Genomic DNA, 19,470 nt, shown 5'->3' with positions numbered 1-19,470 from the left:
GGCAACAATGACCCGCGACCTGGCTGCAAGGGGCACCCCGGGCTTGTGGCCGCTCGTTCCCATGCTTGACGGATTGGCCGCAGGAGACGCGAGCAACGCCGACGCACGCCCGTGGGGGCGGGGGAACACGATCGAGACTGACGGAGGATCTTGCCGGACTGACGTGAGCGCCGCGAGATGAAGCTGCGACGGCACGCCTGAGAGAGATCTGCTAAGTGGTCTGCAATGTGACGGATGCCCGATGCGCTGGCTGCGCACTTCGACGCCGGGGCGTCGATCGGGCGAGGGCTCGCTGTCCTGCGGGTCGGCCATGGGCGCCTGATTGGCACCTCCGCCTGGCCGACAATGCCCACATTTTAAGCGTTTTTCCCAAAACGCGTGCAGTGCCTGCTGAATTGGGGTCACGTACTCGGAGTACCGGACGGACCCCCTTCGCTGCCATTGCGATCAGCGGTCGCCACCAGGGCGTCCACCGCCGCCGTGTCCACCGCCACCGCCATTACCACCGTGTCCACCACCTCCACCACCATTACCACCGTGCCCACCCCCGTTACCGCCGCCCGGTGGGCGCGGACCGTGTCCGCCACCGCCGCTCGGGGGACGCGGGCCGGGGCCAGCACCGTGACCGGGCGGACGGCCCGGTCCCGGACCTGCGCCATGCCCGGGAGGACGCGGCCCCGGACCGGCACCGTGGCCCGGCGGGCGAGGACCGGGCCCTGCGCCGTGTCCAGGCGGACGAGGGCCGGGGCCCGGGTAATGGCCACCCGGCGGGCGCGGTCCCGGCCCACCCCAATGCGGCGGACGAGGGCGCGGTGGCGGGCGGTTCCAATAGCGCTGATCGTGATACCACGGGCGGCCACGGTAATAGTTGCCCCAGTACGCGCCGATGGAGAAGGTGATGATCGGCAGCCCGATCATCGTGCCGTAGTTGAGCACCGGCACCGGATTGCCCTGATACGGATAGCTCAGGAGCGCGGCGTAGATCCAGCCGCGCGAGCCGGGCAGCCCGATATCGCACCAGGTGTAATCGGACAAACAGCCATAGACGGTCACCGGCATACCGGGGCCGGCTTGCGAGACGATCGGATAGTCGCTGGCGGGGCCCGCGCGCACATTGGCCGGCGAGTTGATGACGGCCTGACTCGCCTGCGCAGATGCCATTTCGGGCAGCGCGGCGAGGGTGACGGCCGTCAATGCCCCCGTCATGACGAGTGGCAAGAGGCTTTTCTTCATTTGCAGTCTCCCTGTCGTAACAGCGCGCCCGGGTGGTTTGCGAGAACCGCCAGCGGACGACACGCTTCGTAGCTTCGTATGCGGTTCGACTCGTCATGTTCCCACTTGGTTTGCTGTCACGCGTATCGAAACCGGATCGCAATATTTGTGCACATTACGGGGCTTACAAAATGGGAAGGTCGCGCCGATGCCCGTTGCGGGCGCGGTATTGCGGCGCAGAGCCTCACAACACCTGGCTGAAGGCCCAGTACAACCCGCCTGCGAGCACGATGGCGGCGGGCAAGGTCAGCGCCCACGCCAGTAACAAATTCCGGATGGTGTCCCACTGCAAGCCCGAGCCATTGATGGTCATCGTGCCTGCCACACCCGACGACAACACGTGCGTGGTCGACACCGGCAAGCCGTAAAGATCGGCCGCGCCGATGGTCGCCATCGCGACCAGTTCGGCGGAAGCCCCTTGCGCATAAGTGAGGTGCTTCTTACCGATGCGCTCGCCGACGGTCACGACGATGCGCCGCCATCCGACCATCGTGCCCAGCCCCAGTGCAATCGCGACGGCCACCTTCACCCAGAACGGAATGTATTTCGTCGCTTCGTCGAGTTGCGCGCGAAACGCTTTAAGCGCGCGTGCTGCCTCCGGCGTGACCGGCGCGTCGTGATGCCGCTCCAGGAGGCGAATCGACTCGGCGGCGACGTAGATGTCGTTGCGCACATTCGCGACCGATTCGGCGGGCATGCGAGCGAACGAGCCGTGATTGGCGACTTCTTGAGCGATGTCGCCGGTTAGTACCGCAAGCGCGGGCACCACTTCGGGAGTGAGTGTCTCGGTGCGAACGAAAGCGGTGAGCACGGCGCGCGGTGCCGGTGACGCGGCATTGCCGGGCTGCGCGGCCGTTGTGGCATCGACGTTCGACGCGACGTTCGACGCAAGCAGCGGCGGCTGCGCTGCAAGCGCACGCTGCGCCGTCTGTGCCGACGCGACGAATTGTGAAACCTGCGCGTCGGGCATGGCGTGGTTGAGCGCGTAGGCCATGGGCACCGTGCCGACCAGAATCAGCATGATGAGTCCCATGCCCTTTTGACCGTCGTTGGAGCCATGCGCAAACGACACGCCGGTGCAGGTGAGGATCAACAAGCCGCGAATCCACCAGGGCGGCGGCGTGCGTGGCTTGGGCGATTCGTAGAGCGCGGGGTTGCGCACGAAAAACTTCAGCGCGATAAACAGCGCCGCAGCGCACGCGAAACCGATGACCGGCGAGAGCAGCAGCGAATAGCCGACGGTGGCGACCTGACTCCAGTCGATCCCGCCCGTGCTGCTCGTGACGTCGCGCCCGCGCATGAGCGCGTTGGCGATGCCTACGCCGACAATCGAGCCGATGAGCGTGTGCGACGACGACGCGGGCAGCCCCAGCCACCACGTCGCCATGTTCCACACGATCGCGGCGATCAGCAGCGCGAACACCATCGCGAAACCTGACGACGACCCCACTTGCAGAATCAGTTCGACCGGCAGCAACGACACGACGCTAAACGCGACGGCGCCGCTGGAGAGCAACACGCCAAGGAAATTGAACAGCCCCGACCACATCACGGCCACGCTGGGCGGCAGCGAGTTGGTGTAGATGACGGTGGCGACGGCATTGGCCGTGTCGTGAAAGCCGTTGACGAACTCGAAGCCGAGCGCGATCACGAGCGCGATGACCAGCAGCGCAAACGGCAGCAACGCCATCGAGTGCTCGCCCGCGCGGCCGACGTCGCGCACGAGGCTGTAAGTGGTGAAGACGAGACCTGCGATGAGCAGCGTGAAGAAGATGGCGAGGCGGATGCGATGACGCCGCCGCCGCGCCTGGGCGAGCGGTCCGGTGGACACGCTCGCGTCGGGCGGTGCGAGCGGGTGGTCCGCCGCAAGCGCCGGGTCGGGTGACTTGGCGCTTGCCTCGCCGGGGCGGGTCACGGTCGGCGGGTTGCCGTGTCGATCAGTACAGCACGACCGAGCGAATCGACTCGCCGCGTTTCATCAGATCGAAACCTTCGTTGATCTGATCGAGGCGCAGCGTGTGCGTGATGAGATCGTCGATGTTGATCTTGCCTTCCATGTACCAGTCGACGATCTTCGGCACGTCGGTACGTCCGCGTGCGCCGCCGAAGGCCGAGCCTTTCCATTCGCGTCCGGTCACCAACTGGAACGGGCGGGTGCTGATTTCCTGACCCGCTGCGGCCACGCCGATGATGAACGACTGGCCCCAGCCCTTGTGGCAGCATTCGAGCGCCTGACGCATCGTCGTCACGTTGCCGATGCACTCGAACGAGTAGTCGGCGCCGCCGTCGGTCAGTTGCACGATGTGATCGACGACGTTTTCGACTTCGTTCGGGTTGATGAAGTGCGTCATGCCGAATTTCTTCGCCAGTTCCACTCGGCCCGGGTTGATGTCGACGCCGATGATCTTGTCCGCACCAACCATCTTCGCGCCCTGGATCACGTTCAAACCGATACCGCCCAGACCGAACACCACGACGTTGGCACCGGCTTCGACCTTGGCCGAATACACCACGGCGCCCACGCCGGTGGTTACGCCGCAACCGATGTAGCAAACCTTGTCGAACGGCGCGTCGGAGCGCACTTTCGCCACGGCGATTTCAGGCACGACGATGTAGTTCGAGAAGGTGGACGTGCCCATGTAGTGAAAGATGGGCTTGCCGTCGAGCGAGAAGCGCGACGTGGCGTCGGGCATCAGACCGCGGCCTTGCGTGCTGCGGATTGCCTGACACAAGTTGGTTTTGCGCGAGAGGCAGAACTTGCACTGGCGGCACTCGGGCGTGTACAGCGGAATGACGTGATCGTCTTTCTTCAGCGTGGTCACGCCGGGGCCGACATCGACCACGACGCCCGCGCCTTCATGGCCGAGAATCGCGGGGAAAATACCTTCCGGGTCGGCACCCGAGAGCGTGTAGTAGTCCGTATGGCAGATGCCGGTGGCCTTGACCTCGATCAGCACCTCGCCAGCGCGCGGCCCTTCCAGATCAACTTCCTCGATGGTCAGGGGCTTGCCGGCTTCCCAGGCAATGGCGGCTTTGGTTTTCATGGAGAAATTCCTCGTTGCAACGACGTTTGGGGGGTGATTCCCTTCGCGACGTACCTTACCGCGTTCTAAACTTGCGCGCGAGTCTTGACACGCCAGTCGCGCAAAAAAAGCAGGGCCGGGAGCGTAATTAGCAAGGCGCAGGCCGCGCCAGCACGGCGCGCGCCAATGAACCGCCAGGTGTGCTGGGGTCAGGTCATGACGGCTGCGCCGTCGGCTCGTAGATCGTGAGCGGACCGCAGTTTTCCTCGGTCACGAAGAAGGCGAGCAAGCGGGCCGAGTGTGTCGGATCGGGGTTTTCGGACATCGTGTGCAGCGTGCCCGGCGGTTCGAACCACGTCTGGTTGGCCGTATAGGTGACGGGCGCCTCGGCATTGAGTTGCGACCGGATCGTGCCTTCGAGTACCACGGCGGTGACCGCCCCCGGATGCCGGTGCGCCGGGGCGAAGGCGAGCGGTGGAAATTCCACGATGGCGGTGGTCACCGATTTGCCGGGCGCGTTGGCGAGCGGCTCGCACGACAACGGGGTGAGCTTGGTCGACGGGCGGGCGGCAGCGCCACTGTTCGCCGGTGCGCTTGTCATGGCGGTCGTGACCTGCGGCTGTGACGGAGCCGAGGACAGCGATGACAGCGACGACGCGTGAGCCGAGAGCGCATCGTTGGCACGCGTGGCCAGTGTGCAGAACGTATCGAGCCAGCCGGGCAGTGCGCGTTGCGCGGGGGGCGTTAAGGCGAGTCCGACGGCGGCGATACTCAGCGCCGCGACGACCGCCGTGGTGCGATGCGCGACCCATGGGGCCAGCGGTGACGTGCCCGGCGTGCCCGGCGCGCGCATTGCGCGCGAAAACTTCGATAAGTCGAACATGGCGAATCCTCCTGAAAGGATCTCAGCTTAGGGAGCCGATGTCCTGTCAGGAAGTGCCAAAAAGCGTCGAAAGCACTATGCCATTGATGCGTGGCTCAGCGGCGGGCGCCGCTGCTTCATTGACGCGTGGCTTAGCGGCGGGCGCCGCTGCCTAATGGAGCCACGATGTGATACAGCCCGTGCATATCGACGGGCCGCGCAAACCAAAAGCCTTGGGCTTCGTCGCAGCCCAGTTCTTTCAGACGCTGCGCTTGCGCTTCTGTCTCGACGCCCTCGGCGGTCACCCGCAACCCAAGCGAGTGCGCCATGGCGATGACGGCATTCACGATGGAGAGGCTCGGCGGGTGCACGAGCATGTCGCGCACAAAGGTCTGATCGATCTTCAACCGATTGACGGGAAACCGCGTGAGATACGCAAGACTCGCATAGCCGGTGCCGAAATCGTCGACCGCAATCTCCACGCCCATGTCGTGCAGCGATCGTAACGTGCCCACGGCGGCGCTGGAGTCGCCCAGCAGCACCGTCTCTGTAATTTCAATTTCCAGATGCCGAGGCTCCAGCGCGTGCGCCAGCAACGCCCGTTCGACCATAGCCACCACATCCTGTCGCGCGAACTGCTGCGCAGAGACGTTCACGGAAATACGCGGCAAATGGCCGCAGCGCCGCAGCAGCCGACTGGCTTCCCGGCAGGCGGTCTGCATCACCCATTCGCCCAGCGGCAGCATCAGGCCCGAGGTCTCGGCGATGGGAATGAATTCGGCCGGTCCGATGTTGCCGCGCATCGGATGACGCCAGCGCAGCAGCGTCTCCGCGCTGCGGATTTCGCCATCCGCCAAACTGATCTGTGGCTGATACACCAGATGCAACTGCGAATGCGCTTGCTCGTTCACGGCCACCCGCAGCAGGCCTTCCAGCTCGTTGCGCCTGCGGGCCTGCGCATCCATTTCGCTGCTGAAAAAGCGCATGCCGCCGCCGCTGGCACTCGCCTCGGCAAGCGCGACGTGGGCGCGTCTGAGTAATGTTTCTGGCGTGTTGCCATGCTCGGGGTAGCTCACCGCGCCGATGCTCGCATCGAGCGCGACGGGGTTTTGGTCGACATCCGCCCATTGCGCGAGCCGCGCCTGAAGCCGCGCCGCAAGCAAACGTGCCGCGTCGCCGGTGTCGTTCGTCACGATGACGAACTGGCTGCTGCCGAGGCAGGCCAGCGCGTCTTCCGGACCGCTCGCTTCGCGCAGCCGCTCGGCGGCAATGCGCAACGCCAACTCGGCCGTGGGCGGCCCGAAGGTGCTGCGCAATTTGCGCAGGTGATCGAGTTCCACCAGCAGCACGGTGAGTCCCACCTGCTGACGGGCGCAGCGATGGATGGCGAGCTCAAGACGTTCGTTGAGCAGTGTTTGATTGGGCAGCCGTGTGACCGGATCGTGATGGGTGACGTACCAGAGCCGGGACGCCACCTGAACCTGCTGCGACAGATCGAGTACGATGCCCACCCAGCGGCGCTCGCCGGGGGCGTGCTCCACGCAGGAGAGCGCCAGGCGGATCGGCAGCCAACTGCGCACGTGGGTCAGCAGATGCCACTCGTCGTCGTAGGGCACCGCTTCGTTAGGGGAGAGGCTCGCCAGCGCGGGCAGACGGCGGCGCGCCAATTCGGACGGATCGAGTAGCGAGAGAACGCTGCGCAAGCCGATGAGGTGTTCCGGCAGGTAGCCCGTGAGCCGGGTGAAGGCGGTGTTCATGCGCTCCAGCATGCCGTCGTCGTTGCAGACGAACATCGCATAGGGCGCGCTGTCGAGCGCGGCACGGCTCAACTCGGCTTGAATATCGGGCACCGGACGCGGCACGGGATCGTTCATGATCGCGCGCGTTGAATGGCGGATTTCCGCAGTCGCATGCAACACCTCCCTGGCGTCGCGAATCTCTTGATTTTCGAGCGATCTTCGCCGCCCGATTTACCTTGATTTTCAAAAGGTTATGGCCTTTATTCTGCCATGGTAAAAGCACGCGCGTGCAAGGGAAAATGCGGACGTGACAGGGCTTTCGAAAACCGGTTCGCGCGCGCATGCTGTGCGATGTCGGCCGCCACTGGCGGCCTATCGAAAATAAGAGGGGTGGGTGTGAGCGATACGGGCCCCCGTGCGACCTTTCGGGCCATGGCTTCATATGGCCTCGCACACGGGGCTTCGGTATGATGCGGCCTGACCCAAATTGGGGCATGCGGCAAGCCATCGGCGCATTGGCCGGTGATTGCCGACAATTATTAAGGACTACAGCGTTGTATTGCGTCTGGACGTTGACGGGCAGCATGGCATCGAGGGCCTGGCATACGCGCCAGACACCTCGGATGACGCGCGTGCGCGTCGCCCTTATTTTTCTCTGCCTGTGGTGGCTCGCCATGGGCAGCGCTAGCGCGCAGGTGCCGGGTGCGAGCGCGGCCTCCGGCAGCGCCGTACCTGCTGGCGCGCCTTCAAGTGCTGGTGGTGCTGGCGGCGCTGGTGGCACGGCGACGGCGGGCACGCGCGAGGCCAACGTGCGGCAGGTGGTGCTGGGCATCATCAGCTTCACGCGCTGGCCAGCGACCCCGCCCAAGGTGCGGCTGTGCGTGGCTGGCAACACCGACTACGCGCGCGATCTGCTGACCGGGCCGCTGCCGAGTGCCGGTGTGCCGGTCGAAGCGCAGCGTGTTCAGGTGGGCGACCCCGCGCTCGCCACGTCGTGCGATGCACTTTATCTCGGTGCCGTGAGCGACGGTGAACGGCGGCAATTGCTGAACCATATCGCCGGTCGCCCCATGCTCACGATCAGCGAGCGTAACGACTCGTGCACGCTCGGTACGATGTTCTGCCTGAACGTCGATGCCGATCGTGTGACCTTCGACATCAACCTCGATACCGTCGCGCGCAGCGGCGTTCGCGTTCACCCCAACGTGCTGAAGCTGGCACGTAAGCCGGGGACACCATGACGATCCCACGCCCCCCCATCCCCCCACCCCCCGGCGCGCCGATGTCTGGACACGCCCCCCTCGCCGGACTCGCACCGGTCGAGATGCCCGGCGGCGCGTCCGCCGATTCTCAAGGTGCGTCGACGGCGCATGCTAATGGCGCCACGCACGATATGCCGCTGTCTGGCGGTACCGACGCAGCCGCCGCAGCCGCGAACGCTTTCGATGCGCCGGTGAAACACCGCCGCAGGCCCTCGCTGCAAGGTGTCTTGCGGCGCACGCACTTGCGTCTGGCGGTCTCCGCCGTGGTGCTGGCGGCCGTCTCGCTCACGCTGGTGGCATGGATCGCCTTGCGTGTGTATGCCGAGAACAATCTGCTGTTGCTGGGCCGCTCGCTGGCTTACACCGTCGAAGCGGCTGTCGTGTTCGGCGACCGTGTGGCGGCGCAGGAAGCGATCGCGATGATCGCGAATGAAGAAGATGTGGTGCAAGTGCGCGTACTCGATGCGCACGGCGCCCAATTCGCGTTGTGGCGGCGCCCCGACGGCGGCGCGCTGGCAACGCTGGAGCGTGCCGTGGCCGACGTGGCGTTGCCCGGGCCGGTGACGCTGCCGATTCGCCATGACGGCGATGTCGTCGGTCATATTGAAGTGCAGGGGCAGGGTCATCAATTCTTCGTATTCCTACTGAGTGGTGTGGGTGGTGTGCTGGCGTGCCTGCTGGTGACGTTCGCGGTGGCGACCGTGCTGGCCAAGCGCATGCACCGCGATATCGTCAAGCCGTTGCGGGCGCTGGCCGAAGTGGCCCACGCAGTGCGCCGCGAGCGCGCGTTTCATCAGCGCGTTGCCGCCACGCCGCTGGCTGAACTCAAGGAGCTGGGCGACGACTTCAACGCGCTGCTCGACGAATTCGAAGGCTGGCAGAACCATTTGCGGGCGCAGAACGCGACGCTGGCGCATCAAGCGAATCACGATCCGCTGACGGGCTTGCCCAACCGCGCGTACTTCGAAACGCGTCTCGCGCAGGCGCTGAGCGACGCGCACGAGTTGGGCACCCACGTCGCGCTGCTGTATCTCGATAGCGACCGCTTCAAAGATATCAATGACCATTTAGGCCACGACGCGGGCGATGCGGTATTGATCGCGATTGCCGAGCGTTTGCGTCAGCCGCTGCGCGAAGGCGATTTGGTGGCGCGTCTGGGCGGCGATGAGTTCGCCGTGATGCTCCCGGGGGTGCGTCAGACGTCCAATGCCGTGCGGCTCGCGCAGAGTTTGCTCGTGTCGATGGAGAAGCCGATCGCGCTGCCAGGGGGCGGCGAGATCGTTACGTCGATGAGTATCGGCGTCGCGCTATATCCGACGCACGCGCCGGATGCGCCAGCACTGCTGCGCATGGCCGACGCGGCGATGTATCAGGCCAAGCGAGCCGGTGTCGGCACGTGGCATGTTGCGGAAACCCCCAAGGGATAGCGTTTCGAGCAGCACCTAACATGAATAGAACTAGTCTCAACTAGTCGCGACTAAGCATCGCAAAAGCAGCACTAGCAGCACCATAAAGATAAAGACGACCGGATTACACACCGCAATGGGGAATCACCTTGAACTTCGCAGTTGACACCACACAATCGCGCCCGGGCACTTCGCCGGTTCATGCCTGCATCTTCGGGGCCGCGCGCCTCGTTCTGCGCCTTCTTTCGCAATCGCTCTCGCGCCTGAGCACGCTCAGCCGCCGCTTGGCCATGCTGACTTGCTTGATCGGCGTGGGCGTCCTCGCGGGCTGCCAGACCGCGCCCGTACATGGTCTTACCGCCGAACAGATCGCCGCGCTCAAGTCCGAAGGCTTTGTGCAGACCGACGAAGGCTGGGAGTTCGGCTTGTCCGACACCGTGCTTTTCGATACCGACAAGTTCGTCGTGCGCGACCCTGCCCGGCAAACCGTTACCCGTATCGGCCAGACGCTCGTGAAGGTCGGACTCTCCGAAGTGCGCGTGTACGGCTACACCGACTCCGTGGGCAGCGACACGTATAACGAGCAACTCTCGGCCCGTCGTGCCGACGCCGTCGCAGGCGTCCTGGTCGACGCTGGAATGCAGCGCAGCGGCATCCAGACCGTCGGCGCGGGCAAGCGCAATCCAGTGGCAGACAACAGCACGCCCGCCGGGCGCGCGCAGAACCGACGCGTCGCGATCGTCATTTCGACGCGTTGAGTCGCGAGCTAGTAAGCCACTGAGCCACTGAGCCACTGTGTCGCTCGGGCCGCGCCGTCCTGCCACGGCGCGGCCGTAAGGTAATGTAAGTCCTTGCCAACGGCCACAATCAGGCACAATGGCGGCTATTGCCGGGCTGCCCCGGCAACGATTCGAGCGCCGCTTCTTCGTCGCTTCTTCGCCGCTGCTTCGCCGTACCCGATGCCCCCGATGTCCCCAACACCGCCGATGCTTCGTTTTTCGTTCGCTGCCGGTCTGATACTTCTCGGATCGTCCGCTCTGGCACAAAACGCCCAGACTGCCCGCGTGGGCACGTGGGCCACGGCCCCGCAGGCGGTGGCACAGCATCCCGCCGCGCCGTCTTTCAATCGCGCGCCTGCCGTGGGCGGGCGCACGGTGCGGCAAATCATTTATCCCAGTCTGTCGGGCGGCGAAGTGCGCGTGCGCTTCACCAACGCCTATGGCACACAGCCGCTCGTGATCGAGCGTGCAAGTGTGGCGGCGTCCGTGCGAGGCGCGGCCATCGATGCGACGACGTTGCGCGCACTGACTTTCGCGGGCCAGCCGGTCGCCAAGATCGCCCCCGGCGCCTCGCTGGAGAGCGATCCGGTTGCAATGTCCGCCCGCGCAGGCGCGCCGCTTGCCATCAGCCTGTTCACCCGTGAAGCGCAAACGCCGACCACTTGGCACAAGATCGCCCAGCAGACAGCGTTCCTGAGCGGCGCAGGCGATTTTGTCGAAAGCGAACTCCCGACGCCGTTTCGCACGAAGTTCACCAATACGCTGTGGCTCGCCGGTGTGAGCGTGGTGCCCGCAGCGCCCGCGCATGCGATCGTCGCCATCGGCGACTCGATTACCGATGGCATGCGCAGTTCGCTCAACGCCAACCACCGCTGGCCGGACCGGCTGGCGCAACGTCTGGAAGCGGCGGGTCGGCGCGACATTTCGGTCCTCAATCTGGGGATCAGCGGCAATCGACTGCTGCACGATTCCGCGTGTTACGGCGAACGGCTCGTGGCGCGCTTCCGGCGCGACGCACTGGAACAGCCCGGCGTGCGCACGGTGGTCGTGCAAATCGGTATCAACGACATCAACTTCGGCTATGTGCCGCCGCACGCAGGGCTCGACTGCGACGTACCGCACGTGATCGTGACCGCCCCCGAGATGATCGCGGGCTATCAGACGCTGATTGCCGCGGCGCGTGCCCGGGGCGTGCGGATTCTCGGCACCACGATTCCGCCGGGCAAACTGCCGCCCGAGCGTGAAGCCGTGCGGGAAGCGGTGAATACGTGGGTGCGTACGGGCGGGGCGTTCGATGGCGTGATCGATTTCGATGCTGCGCTGCGTGACCCGGGCCAGCCGACACGCATGCTGCCGCGACTCGATAGCGGCGACGGCACGCACCCCAGCGACGCGGGCTACGCCGCTATGGCCGATGCCGTGCCGTTGCCGCTCGTGATGGGCGCTGGCCGATAACGCATCGGTTCGCCGTCAATTCGTCGTCGCTTCGTCGTCGATCAGCCAACGATCCACCATCGAGCGCGTTGGCGGGCCATGCTCAGCGTTCGCGCCGCACGCCGACCGTCAGGTGTTGCAGGCGCTCGACTTCCGGCGAATGCAGCCATTCCGGATGCGCCAGACAGTGCTGGAACAGCGCCGTGGCGTCATCGCCCCAATACAACTCTCCCTCGCAGGCAAACGTCGGCACGCCGAACACCCCGGCCGCGATGGCCGCTTCGGTGTTTTCACGCAACCCGGCCTTCACCTCGGGGGCTTCGGTGCGTGCGGTCGCCTCTTCCGGCGACAGTCCCAAGCGCTCGCTCAGATCGCGCCACCCGGCCTCGTCGGTGACGTCGCGGCCTTCCGCCCAGATGAAGCGAAAAATCGTGCGTACCACGTCGTGCGTGGCCCCGAGCGCGACCGCCAGACGCAGGACACGAATCGGGTGGAACGGGTGCACCGGGGGCATGCGAAAGGCAATGCCGTTCTGCGCCGCGCGGAAATGCGCCATGCGGTACGTAAAGATGCGTTTGGCCGGAATCTCGGCCGGACCCTGCGTCTGCAAATGCACGAGAATCGCACCGAGCACGATGGGCTTGAGTTCGACAGTGAGCGACCGGGGCAACGAATCGAAGCGCTCGAACTGGAGATAAGCAAACGGCGAGGCAAAGTCGAAATACCACTCGGCGCGATGTGCCTGAGTGTCGGCAGCTTGCGACATGAGGAACGGTCTCCGGATTTTAGGGTTCTGGTTGTCACGTAAAGCAGGCTAGAAAGAGTGTATCTCAGGCCACTCGACGTAACGGCTCGGTCGTATCCGTCTGCGCCCGCCGCCGGAAAGTGCAACGAATTCAGTGATTTACCGCAGCGCTTGATAAATATCGGGAATATTTATATATCGTATTCGATATAACGATTTTTATTATTGAAGCGCTTTTCTTAGACTGGCAAGCATTCAACAGGAGTGCCTGCCATGACAACGAAAACCCACGACGCTCGCCCCGCAACGGCATCCCGCCCCGACACGCTGGTGCCGGATCAACACAACCCGTGGGCGGGCCTCATTCTTTCGACGGTCATCGCGTTTGTGGCGTTGTTGCTCGGGCGTCAGATGCCGCTCGTCGGCGGTCCGGTGTTCGGCATTCTGCTCGGCATTCTCGTTCGCAACATCTTTGCTCCCGGCGCGCGTTACGAAGCCGGGATCAAGTTCGCATCGAAGTACGTGTTGCAGTGGTCGATCATCGCGCTGGGTTTCGGCCTGAGCCTCTCGCAAGTGGCGCATACCGGCCTCGAATCGCTCGCCGTTACGGCGGTGACCATCACGGCAGCCGGCCTGTCGGCGTGGGGCCTCGGCCGCATGCTGGGCGTCGGCGGCAAGCTCAAGCTGCTCATCGGCGTGGGCACGGCCATTTGTGGCGGGTCGGCCATTGCGGCGGTCACGCCCATCGTCAAGCCCGACGATCATGAGACCGCCTTCGCCATTTCGACCATCTTCCTGTTCAACATCGCCGCCGTGGTGCTGTTCCCGATGCTCGGCCACATGCTCCACCTCTCGGATCTGGGCTTCGGAATGTGGGCAGGCACGGCGATCAACGACACGTCTTCGGTGGTGGCCGCAGGCTACAGCTACAGCAAGGAAGCTGGCGACTACGCGACGATCGTCAAGCTCACGCGTGCCACGCTCATCATCCCGATCTGCCTGACGCTGGCCGCCATCGTGGCGTATCGCGCCAAGAAGTCGGGTGCCGGTAACTTCAGCCTCGCTCGCATCTTCCCGTGGTTCATTCTGGGTTTCCTGATCGCATCGGGCATCCGCACGGCAGGCCTCGTGCCGGTTTCGCTGCAACCGTGGATTCATGAGGCGGCGGAATTCCTGATCATCGTGGCACTGACGGCCATCGGCCTGTCGTCGAACCTGCGCCGCATGGCATCGACCGGGGTGCGCCCGATTCTGCTGGGGCTCGGCGTGTGGGCGGCCGTCTCGGTGAGCAGCCTGGCCGTGCAACTCGCGATGGGCCAACTCTAAGTCGGGGCCACGCCCTAGGGCAGACCCGGCGGGCAAGCCGGAACGCTTCGCCTAGAATGCAATCACGCACAGTCGCTGGCTGTGCGTGATGTGTTTTCGGGAGACGAACATGGCAACCTCGTTCGGAGAGATTTGGTACACGATCGGCGCCCTGGTGATCATTGCGCTGCTCGCGGGCATGGTGTGGGAGCTAGGGGTGTGGTGGACGCGTCACCCCGATAGCCCCGCCGTGCGGCGTATGGAGCACGCCTGGGCCCGTATCCGGCACCCACGGCACCACTGACGGCAGACGGCTGGGCGGGTGCGCGCCGCAGTGTTGGCGTGTTAGCGCCGTCATAAAGCCGGGCTGCCGGAAATGACAACGGCCGGCGCTTAGGCCGGCCGCTTGGGGCAGTGTGTCCGGTCTGGCGGCGTCAATCGCCCGTCAGACGGTGACGTGCCTCACGATTCATCGAATTTCAAATGGCGCGGGACGTTCTTGTCCCAGCGCGCCAAATCTTCCAGCGGGTACGGTTTGCCGCCGTGCAAGGCGCGCTTGATGCGGCTCTTGCCGCTCGGTTGCGGCACATTCGGCAGCGCGTCGCCCGCGGGGGTGCCTGCGCGGTCGAGATAATCGCGCTTGAACTCCGCCTGCGTCATTCCCCACTTCATCAGAAACTCGCGGCTGCCCCGGTTCTTGATCACACGCCCGGTCGAGCGGCAGCCGAAGTGATAAACCACGCTCTTGCCGACAATGCGGAACGTGCGGCAGCCCACCAGCCACAACTTCATCAGGAAGTCGTCGTCGCTGCTCATGCCCGGACCGAATTCGATGCTGTAGCCCCCGACAAGGTGCCAAAGACTGCGGCTCACCAGCGTGGGCTGCGTAGGCACGCCATTGACGTCTCCACGCCCGAGCGACTTGGCGAAAGCGAGCAGGGCGGCTTCGTCGAAGGTTTCGGTCGTCGTGCCGAAGTCTTGCGAGACCACTTGTTTGCTCACGCCCGCATTGGGCTCGATCATGACCGACGACAGGTAATAGACCGGGGTGTCGAGCGCGCGTGCGGCGTCGGTGAGGGCGGTATCCCAGCCGGGCGTGACGAACATGTCGTCGTTCAGGAACAACAGTTGATCGTGCGAGGCGAGCGGGGCGAGTTGGTTGAGTGCGAGACACACGCCGACATTGCCGGTGCTGTGCGTGTGGCGCAGCCCTTCTTCGCGCACCCAGTCGAGCGTGCCGTCGCTGCCGTCGTTCACGTGGACCAGAATCTCGTGCGCTTCGCCCGAGTGCCGTCGCACGCTGTCGATACACAGCTTGAGAAACGGCAGGTTGTTCCACGTCGGAATCAGAATGCTTAGCATGGCGGGGCTGCGGCCTCGGTGCGAGTTAGGAGCGCTCGGCCGCAACGGCGGTGCCGGTCGGCTTGTCAGGATAGGCAAGTGCGGCCAAAAGTGCCAGCATCGTCGCGTAGAACGCCACCGTGACCTTCAGATTGAAGGTTTCGACGGTCAGACCGAACACGGCGAACGAAAGCGCGGTGATCAGGCCCATGAGTGCGGCTCGCTGTTCACGTCGCTCGGTTTGTATTGCGCCTACGCGAATGAAGAAGTAGGCAGGGCCGACGTAGACGCCAAGGATGGCCAATAGGCCGAGCAGTCCGTAATCGGTGAAATACGCGAGGATCTGATTGTGGACCTCGCCCTTGCCATAGTCGGCAGCGACCGGCGTGAGGTCGCCCGACGCTGCCATGGTGGGCATGGCATCCCGATACCCGTGGGCACCCAGACCCGTCAACGGATGCTCGCGAATGAGCTTCACGGCAGCTTTCCACAATTCGAGACGTATGCCGACAGACGTGTCTGCCTGGCCTGCGCGCAAAAGCGTGAGGTCTGAGGAGATCGCGTCAAAGCGCTCTCTGACCGTGGCCGACAGGAATGTGCTGGCGATAAGCAGCACGGCCACGCCCGCGATGGCCGCGCGGCGCTTCATGTTGTCTGCGTGCGGCTTGTAAAGAAACCAAACGACGATCAGAACGGGGAGGGCGACCCATCCGCCACGGGACTGACTGGCCCACGACGCGTAGCACCCGGCGGTACCGCCCAGCAGCTTGAAGGCGACGATCCAGAACCGATCACGGCGGAACCAGTGAATGGCGACGATCGAGAGCACGCCAAGCAGGAGTGCGATATCGCCAAAGTGAATGGGGTTGAGAAACGTGCTTTCGGCTCGCGTGGAAAGGGTTTCTGCCGTCGAATAAAGCGCCATGACCGCCGCTGAGATGGCGCCGAGCCCGAAGGTTAGATCGATCCATTTGGGGATCGTGGTGGCGATATGACGCAGTCCGAGAAATACCAGCAAGGCGACCAAAAACCGGACCGGAGAGTCGAGGGTATTGGCGACGACGTTGCGATGCAGCAATTCGACGATCAGGACGGCAATCACCGGCAGCGCGAGCGAGGCGATAAACAGTCCGAAGGGTACGCGGTCCCGAGTGCAAGGGCGCGACTTGCCACACTTGCGCGACTGGAAAAGCGCAATGGCACCGCAGGCCGTAATGAGGAACATCACAGTATTTCCGCCGCGCGGAACGACGAGCGCGGCAGCGGGAAACAACAGGATGAGGATGCCTACAATCGTGGCAAACAAATGCCGGCCGGGATTGCGGGTCGGCGCAAGGGTCTTGCTCATTGGATACCTGGCAGACTTCGTCAAATAAAACTGCACGAAGTATGCCAGAAATAGTGCCTGGAACCGCCCTTTACGCGCCCACGGTGTGTTGCGGCACAACAAGTGTTCCGCGCAAGCCTGCCGCGGGTTGACTCAGAGGTTCATCGCCCCCAGCACCGCGCACAGGTGGAGTGCCACGTGTGTCCAGGCGGCTTCGTCGTAGGCATCGCCCTCGCGCGCCTGCCGTTGCGCTGCGTGAAACACGCGCCACATGGCCGCCGCGCTCGACGGGGTGCCGCCGGCCAACTGGTATTGCCGCTGCAACGCTTCCGCCAGCCACGGCTGTTCCTTGGCACAGGCTTCGGCATAAGCCTCGACGGCAATGCGGGCGAACGGGTCGGCCGCCGGGTCGAGCACAACCTCCTGACGGGCTGCCATCTTCGGCATCGCAGACAGGGCATGGTTTCGGGCGGCAGTATGGCGTGTGTGGTGGTGTTTCATGACGGTCTCGTCTCGTTGGCCGCGCCAGGCGTCCCGGCGCGGGAACACTTACGTGGACTCTGTCGTTCAATCGCTCAATCGTTTTCCATATCGCGAATGAACAGCATGGCGGCGTGTTTGGCCTGATCGATACTCGCGAACGTGCGGCCGTCCATCGGCCAGACATCCACCAGCACCGCGTAATTACCCGGCTGGTCGGCCTGCATGATGCGAATGTAGTGCTGACGGAACACGCAACGTGCGAGTTCTACTGTCGGATGCGGACGGCGAAAGTGGGCTGATGGCATGACAGTCTCCAGTGAATCGGCCCTCCGGCCTCGACGGGCCGTTACTTCTCAGTCAGCAAATCTCATGCCATGTGTCTCGATACCCTCAACTACTTGATTTGTAAGGCGTGCGGCGCGGGCAACGCCGCGCACACCCTCCGAAACCCCGCCAAAACGTTACGGAAACGAAACATCGCCGGAACGTCGGACGTAACACGGCCTCAGTTCGACGGCCCGAATTCGACGCACCCTTCGCGCGGGCGCGGAGGTGCCCCTTTTGTGTTCCATTAGAATGAGCCGACGCCTCACCGCAATCTGCGGCGAGTTTTTGCCGAAATCTGACATCCCCCGTCCTCGCCACGCTGCATGAACCTTCGCTTTCTCGAAACCTTCGTCTGGCTCGCCAAGCTGCGCAATTTCCGTCTCACGGCCGAGCGGCTGCACACCACGCAGGCGGGCGTGTCGAGCCGGATCGCGTCGCTGGAGCAGAGTTTTGGCGTACGGCTGTTCGATCGCAGCGCGCGAGAGGTGACGCTGACCGCCGCGGGCCAGAAGGCGCTGGCGTATGCCGAGCGCATCGTCATGCTCGGGCAGGAGATGAAGCGTGAACTGTCCGACCCCGATATGCCGCCCGGTGTGCTCAAGATCGGTGTGGTGGAGTCGATCGTGCATAGCTGGTTTCCGGATCTGGCTGCCCGTATTCACCGCGAATACCCGCAGCTCGAGATCGAGGTCACCAGCGAGACGACCATCAACCTGTGCAAACAGCTCGAAGCCGGGTCGCTCGATCTCGTGTTGCAGACCGACATGCAGCACGGCACAGGCATCGATAACCTGCCGCTGGCTGAATTTCCCATGCGCTGGGTGGCCAGCCCCAAGCTCAATCTGGAGGGCGAGACGCTCGACGTCGCCGACCTGGCGGCTTATTCGCTGGTGAGCTTTTCGCGCAATTCCGGGCCCCACAAGACGTTGGAGCGCATGTTCTCGGTCGCGGCCGAGCGGCCGGTGCGGGTGCACTGCATGACGTCGGTGGCCGCCATCATCCGGCTCGTGGTCGACGGTTTCGGCGTGGCGATGCTGCCGCCCGCGATCATTCAACGCGAACTGGGCGAGCACAGCCTGCATTTGCTGCGCGTGAACGCCAATTTCCCCAATCTGCCGTTGGTCGGCTCGTTCCGCACAGGGGCGCTGCTGGCCGAAAACGTCGCCCGCCTTGCGCAGCGCACCGCAAGCGAGTTCGCGCTCAATATGGGGCCGGATATCGCCATTCCGCCCGCTGCCGCCATGACGGCCCCCGCCTGGGGCGACGCGGAATCCTGACGCCCTCGCTTGTCCACAGTGGGCCGCAATCGGTCGAGAACCCAATGTAGGCGGGCCTGCGGCGGTCATAAGAATTTGCTGTTACGGCAAATTTGATTTCTTGTTGGACGCTTTTTCCCCGGTTTTGCACACTCGGTGCGACGGTCGAGCCCCACGCATGCAACGCATGCCTGCGCTGGGCCGGCCCCCCGATTGTCGCTACCGATGGAAATTGCCTCATGACTGCCACTGCCCCGCGCGCTCAACTCTGCATCTGGACGAATATCGACCCGGCTTTCGAAGCGGACTTCAACCGCTGGTACGACCGGGAACACATGCAGGAGCGTGTGGCGATTCCGGGCTTCCGGTTTGCCCGCCGCTTCAAGGCCCTGCACGACACCCCGCGCCCCTATCTCGCGCTGTACTGCACGCAGGACGCCGGTGTGTTCACCAGCGAGCCTTACGCACAAGCCTTCAATCACCAAACGGAATGGTCGCTGCGCAACTTCGCGCGCATGCAGGGCACGCAACGCCGGGTCGGCACGCTCGATGTGGAGGCCGGTGAAGGTCAGGGCGGCCAGCTTGCCGCTTTCGTGCTCAATGAGGCGACGGTGGCGAAAGCCCATGCTCGCCTAGCCTCCCAACTGACCGAACTCGCACAAGGCGACGGCATTGTGCGCGCCACGCTGCAAGTGACGGTGCCCAAGCTGTCGGTCTCGCTGACCGCCAAAGACGCCCCGCTGCCGCCAGCCGATGCCGTCGTGCTGATCGAAGGCACCGACGCCGATGCCGTGCGCGCCGCTGCCGAGACGCTCGCCGCCGCCTACGGCGTGCCCGCCACCGACGTCACGCGATTCGCCATGCTTTGGCGTCTCGGTGCCGGTGACGATTGATTGACGCTCACGCCAC

Annotated in this window: 18 protein-coding genes; 8 read left to right on the top strand and 10 right to left on the bottom strand. The window is 64.4% G+C overall.

Translation table 11 applies throughout. The annotated features are described in order from the left end of the window. Positions 1-447: 447 nt before the first annotated feature. The 5 genes from PPN31114_RS17990 to PPN31114_RS17970 form a co-directional block, all read right to left on the bottom strand. Positions 448-1,233 carry an SH3 domain-containing protein gene (locus tag PPN31114_RS17990; protein ID WP_150680856.1) on the bottom strand — a complete coding sequence of 262 codons (786 nt, stop codon included), beginning with the start codon at positions 1,231-1,233 and terminating at the stop codon, positions 448-450. A 223-nt stretch (positions 1,234-1,456) separates the two neighbouring features. After that, the gene (locus tag PPN31114_RS17985; protein WP_217426968.1) at positions 1,457-3,103 is read right to left on the bottom strand and encodes an inorganic phosphate transporter; all 1,647 of its coding nucleotides are present in this window, start codon (positions 3,101-3,103) and stop codon (positions 1,457-1,459) included. A gap of 106 nt (positions 3,104-3,209) precedes the next feature. After that, complete coding sequence (locus PPN31114_RS17980; protein WP_150680855.1) at positions 3,210-4,316, bottom strand: S-(hydroxymethyl)glutathione dehydrogenase/class III alcohol dehydrogenase; 1,107 nt, start codon at positions 4,314-4,316, stop codon at positions 3,210-3,212. A 193-nt stretch (positions 4,317-4,509) separates the two neighbouring features. After that, positions 4,510-5,178 carry a cupin domain-containing protein gene (locus PPN31114_RS17975; RefSeq protein ID WP_246182624.1) on the bottom strand — a complete coding sequence of 223 codons (669 nt, stop codon included), beginning with the start codon at positions 5,176-5,178 and terminating at the stop codon, positions 4,510-4,512. A 131-nt stretch (positions 5,179-5,309) separates the two neighbouring features. Further along, positions 5,310-7,031, bottom strand: a complete 1,722-nt coding sequence (locus tag PPN31114_RS17970) for a putative bifunctional diguanylate cyclase/phosphodiesterase (protein WP_150680854.1) — start codon at positions 7,029-7,031, stop codon at positions 5,310-5,312. 488 nt (positions 7,032-7,519) lie between these two features. On the opposite strand from PPN31114_RS17970, the gene yfiR reads away from it, so the two are divergent. The 4 genes from yfiR to PPN31114_RS17950 all read left to right on the top strand — a co-directional run bounded on the left by yfiR (position 7,520) and on the right by PPN31114_RS17950 (position 11,798). Continuing rightward, positions 7,520-8,137, top strand: coding sequence for a regulatory sequestration protein YfiR (yfiR, locus tag PPN31114_RS17965; RefSeq protein WP_370865901.1), 618 nt, complete (start codon positions 7,520-7,522; stop codon positions 8,135-8,137). A 152-nt stretch (positions 8,138-8,289) separates the two neighbouring features. Continuing rightward, positions 8,290-9,585 carry a diguanylate cyclase DgcN/YfiN gene (dgcN, locus tag PPN31114_RS17960; RefSeq protein ID WP_150681136.1) on the top strand — a complete coding sequence of 432 codons (1,296 nt, stop codon included), beginning with the start codon at positions 8,290-8,292 and terminating at the stop codon, positions 9,583-9,585. A gap of 128 nt (positions 9,586-9,713) precedes the next feature. Beyond that, on the top strand, positions 9,714-10,322 hold the full coding sequence (yfiB, locus tag PPN31114_RS17955) for an outer membrane lipoprotein YfiB (RefSeq protein ID WP_306439736.1): 609 nt from the start codon (positions 9,714-9,716) through the stop codon (positions 10,320-10,322). Positions 10,323-10,532: 210 nt separating this feature from the next. After that, entirely contained in the window at positions 10,533-11,798 is a 1,266-nt protein-coding gene (locus PPN31114_RS17950; RefSeq protein ID WP_150680853.1) for an SGNH/GDSL hydrolase family protein, read from the top strand. Between the two features lie 82 nt (positions 11,799-11,880). Here the strand turns inward: PPN31114_RS17950 and PPN31114_RS17945 are convergent, their stop codons facing one another. Continuing rightward, positions 11,881-12,543 (bottom strand): 2-hydroxychromene-2-carboxylate isomerase, encoded by a 663-nt coding sequence (locus PPN31114_RS17945; RefSeq protein WP_150680852.1) that lies wholly within the window; start codon positions 12,541-12,543, stop codon positions 11,881-11,883. A gap of 252 nt (positions 12,544-12,795) precedes the next feature. Here PPN31114_RS17945 and PPN31114_RS17940 point away from each other — a divergent pair, with 252 nt between their 5' ends. After that, on the top strand, positions 12,796-13,848 hold the full coding sequence (locus PPN31114_RS17940; protein ID WP_174988180.1) for a YeiH family protein: 1,053 nt from the start codon (positions 12,796-12,798) through the stop codon (positions 13,846-13,848). 109 nt (positions 13,849-13,957) lie between these two features. After that, complete coding sequence (locus PPN31114_RS26205) at positions 13,958-14,131, top strand: hypothetical protein (RefSeq protein ID WP_174988177.1); 174 nt, start codon at positions 13,958-13,960, stop codon at positions 14,129-14,131. 158 nt (positions 14,132-14,289) lie between these two features. Here the strand turns inward: PPN31114_RS26205 and PPN31114_RS17935 are convergent, their stop codons facing one another. The 4 genes from PPN31114_RS17935 to PPN31114_RS17920 all read right to left on the bottom strand — a co-directional run bounded on the left by PPN31114_RS17935 (position 14,290) and on the right by PPN31114_RS17920 (position 17,283). After that, the gene (locus PPN31114_RS17935) at positions 14,290-15,189 is read right to left on the bottom strand and encodes a glycosyltransferase family 2 protein (protein WP_150680851.1); all 900 of its coding nucleotides are present in this window, start codon (positions 15,187-15,189) and stop codon (positions 14,290-14,292) included. 25 nt (positions 15,190-15,214) lie between these two features. Further along, entirely contained in the window at positions 15,215-16,618 is a 1,404-nt protein-coding gene (locus tag PPN31114_RS17930) for an O-antigen ligase family protein (RefSeq protein ID WP_150680850.1), read from the bottom strand. A 30-nt stretch (positions 16,619-16,648) separates the two neighbouring features. Beyond that, on the bottom strand, positions 16,649-16,996 hold the full coding sequence (locus PPN31114_RS17925; RefSeq protein WP_150680849.1) for a hypothetical protein: 348 nt from the start codon (positions 16,994-16,996) through the stop codon (positions 16,649-16,651). 74 nt (positions 16,997-17,070) lie between these two features. After that, complete coding sequence (locus tag PPN31114_RS17920) at positions 17,071-17,283, bottom strand: hypothetical protein (RefSeq protein WP_150680848.1); 213 nt, start codon at positions 17,281-17,283, stop codon at positions 17,071-17,073. A gap of 345 nt (positions 17,284-17,628) precedes the next feature. Here PPN31114_RS17920 and PPN31114_RS17915 point away from each other — a divergent pair, with 345 nt between their 5' ends. Beyond that, positions 17,629-18,582 (top strand): LysR family transcriptional regulator, encoded by a 954-nt coding sequence (locus PPN31114_RS17915; protein WP_150680847.1) that lies wholly within the window; start codon positions 17,629-17,631, stop codon positions 18,580-18,582. Between the two features lie 218 nt (positions 18,583-18,800). After that, positions 18,801-19,454: a DUF4286 family protein gene (locus tag PPN31114_RS17910; protein ID WP_150680846.1), complete on the top strand. Its 654-nt coding sequence runs from the start codon at positions 18,801-18,803 to the stop codon at positions 19,452-19,454. Positions 19,455-19,470 lie beyond the last annotated feature (16 nt).

It is taken from the genome of Pandoraea pneumonica (assembly GCF_902459645.1).
GTDB lineage: Bacteria > Pseudomonadota > Gammaproteobacteria > Burkholderiales > Burkholderiaceae > Pandoraea > Pandoraea pneumonica.
The sequence above is the reverse complement of the archived record's forward strand: the minus strand, read 5'-3'. Positions and strand labels throughout refer to the sequence as shown.

Bases quoted from the DNA above. Each gene is read 5' to 3' on its own strand.
- PPN31114_RS26205 (WP_174988177.1), top strand. From the start codon at position 13,958: ATGGCAACCTCGTTCGGAGAGATTTGGTACACGATCGGCGCCCTGGTG.
- PPN31114_RS17920 (WP_150680848.1), bottom strand. From the start codon at position 17,283: ATGCCATCAGCCCACTTTCGCCGTCCGCATCCGACAGTAGAACTCGCA.
- PPN31114_RS17990 (WP_150680856.1), bottom strand. From the start codon at position 1,233: ATGAAGAAAAGCCTCTTGCCACTCGTCATGACGGGGGCATTGACGGCC.
- PPN31114_RS17975 (WP_246182624.1), bottom strand. From the start codon at position 5,178: ATGTTCGACTTATCGAAGTTTTCGCGCGCAATGCGCGCGCCGGGCACG.
- PPN31114_RS17935 (WP_150680851.1), bottom strand. From the start codon at position 15,189: ATGCTAAGCATTCTGATTCCGACGTGGAACAACCTGCCGTTTCTCAAG.
- PPN31114_RS17970 (WP_150680854.1), bottom strand. From the start codon at position 7,031: ATGAACGATCCCGTGCCGCGTCCGGTGCCCGATATTCAAGCCGAGTTG.
- yfiR (WP_370865901.1), top strand. From the start codon at position 7,520: ATGACGCGCGTGCGCGTCGCCCTTATTTTTCTCTGCCTGTGGTGGCTC.
- PPN31114_RS17910 (WP_150680846.1), top strand. From the start codon at position 18,801: ATGACTGCCACTGCCCCGCGCGCTCAACTCTGCATCTGGACGAATATC.
- PPN31114_RS17925 (WP_150680849.1), bottom strand. From the start codon at position 16,996: ATGAAACACCACCACACACGCCATACTGCCGCCCGAAACCATGCCCTG.
- PPN31114_RS17940 (WP_174988180.1), top strand. From the start codon at position 12,796: ATGACAACGAAAACCCACGACGCTCGCCCCGCAACGGCATCCCGCCCC.
- PPN31114_RS17980 (WP_150680855.1), bottom strand. From the start codon at position 4,316: ATGAAAACCAAAGCCGCCATTGCCTGGGAAGCCGGCAAGCCCCTGACC.
- PPN31114_RS17915 (WP_150680847.1), top strand. From the start codon at position 17,629: ATGAACCTTCGCTTTCTCGAAACCTTCGTCTGGCTCGCCAAGCTGCGC.
- PPN31114_RS17950 (WP_150680853.1), top strand. From the start codon at position 10,533: ATGTCCCCAACACCGCCGATGCTTCGTTTTTCGTTCGCTGCCGGTCTG.
- PPN31114_RS17945 (WP_150680852.1), bottom strand. From the start codon at position 12,543: ATGTCGCAAGCTGCCGACACTCAGGCACATCGCGCCGAGTGGTATTTC.
- dgcN (WP_150681136.1), top strand. From the start codon at position 8,290: ATGCCGCTGTCTGGCGGTACCGACGCAGCCGCCGCAGCCGCGAACGCT.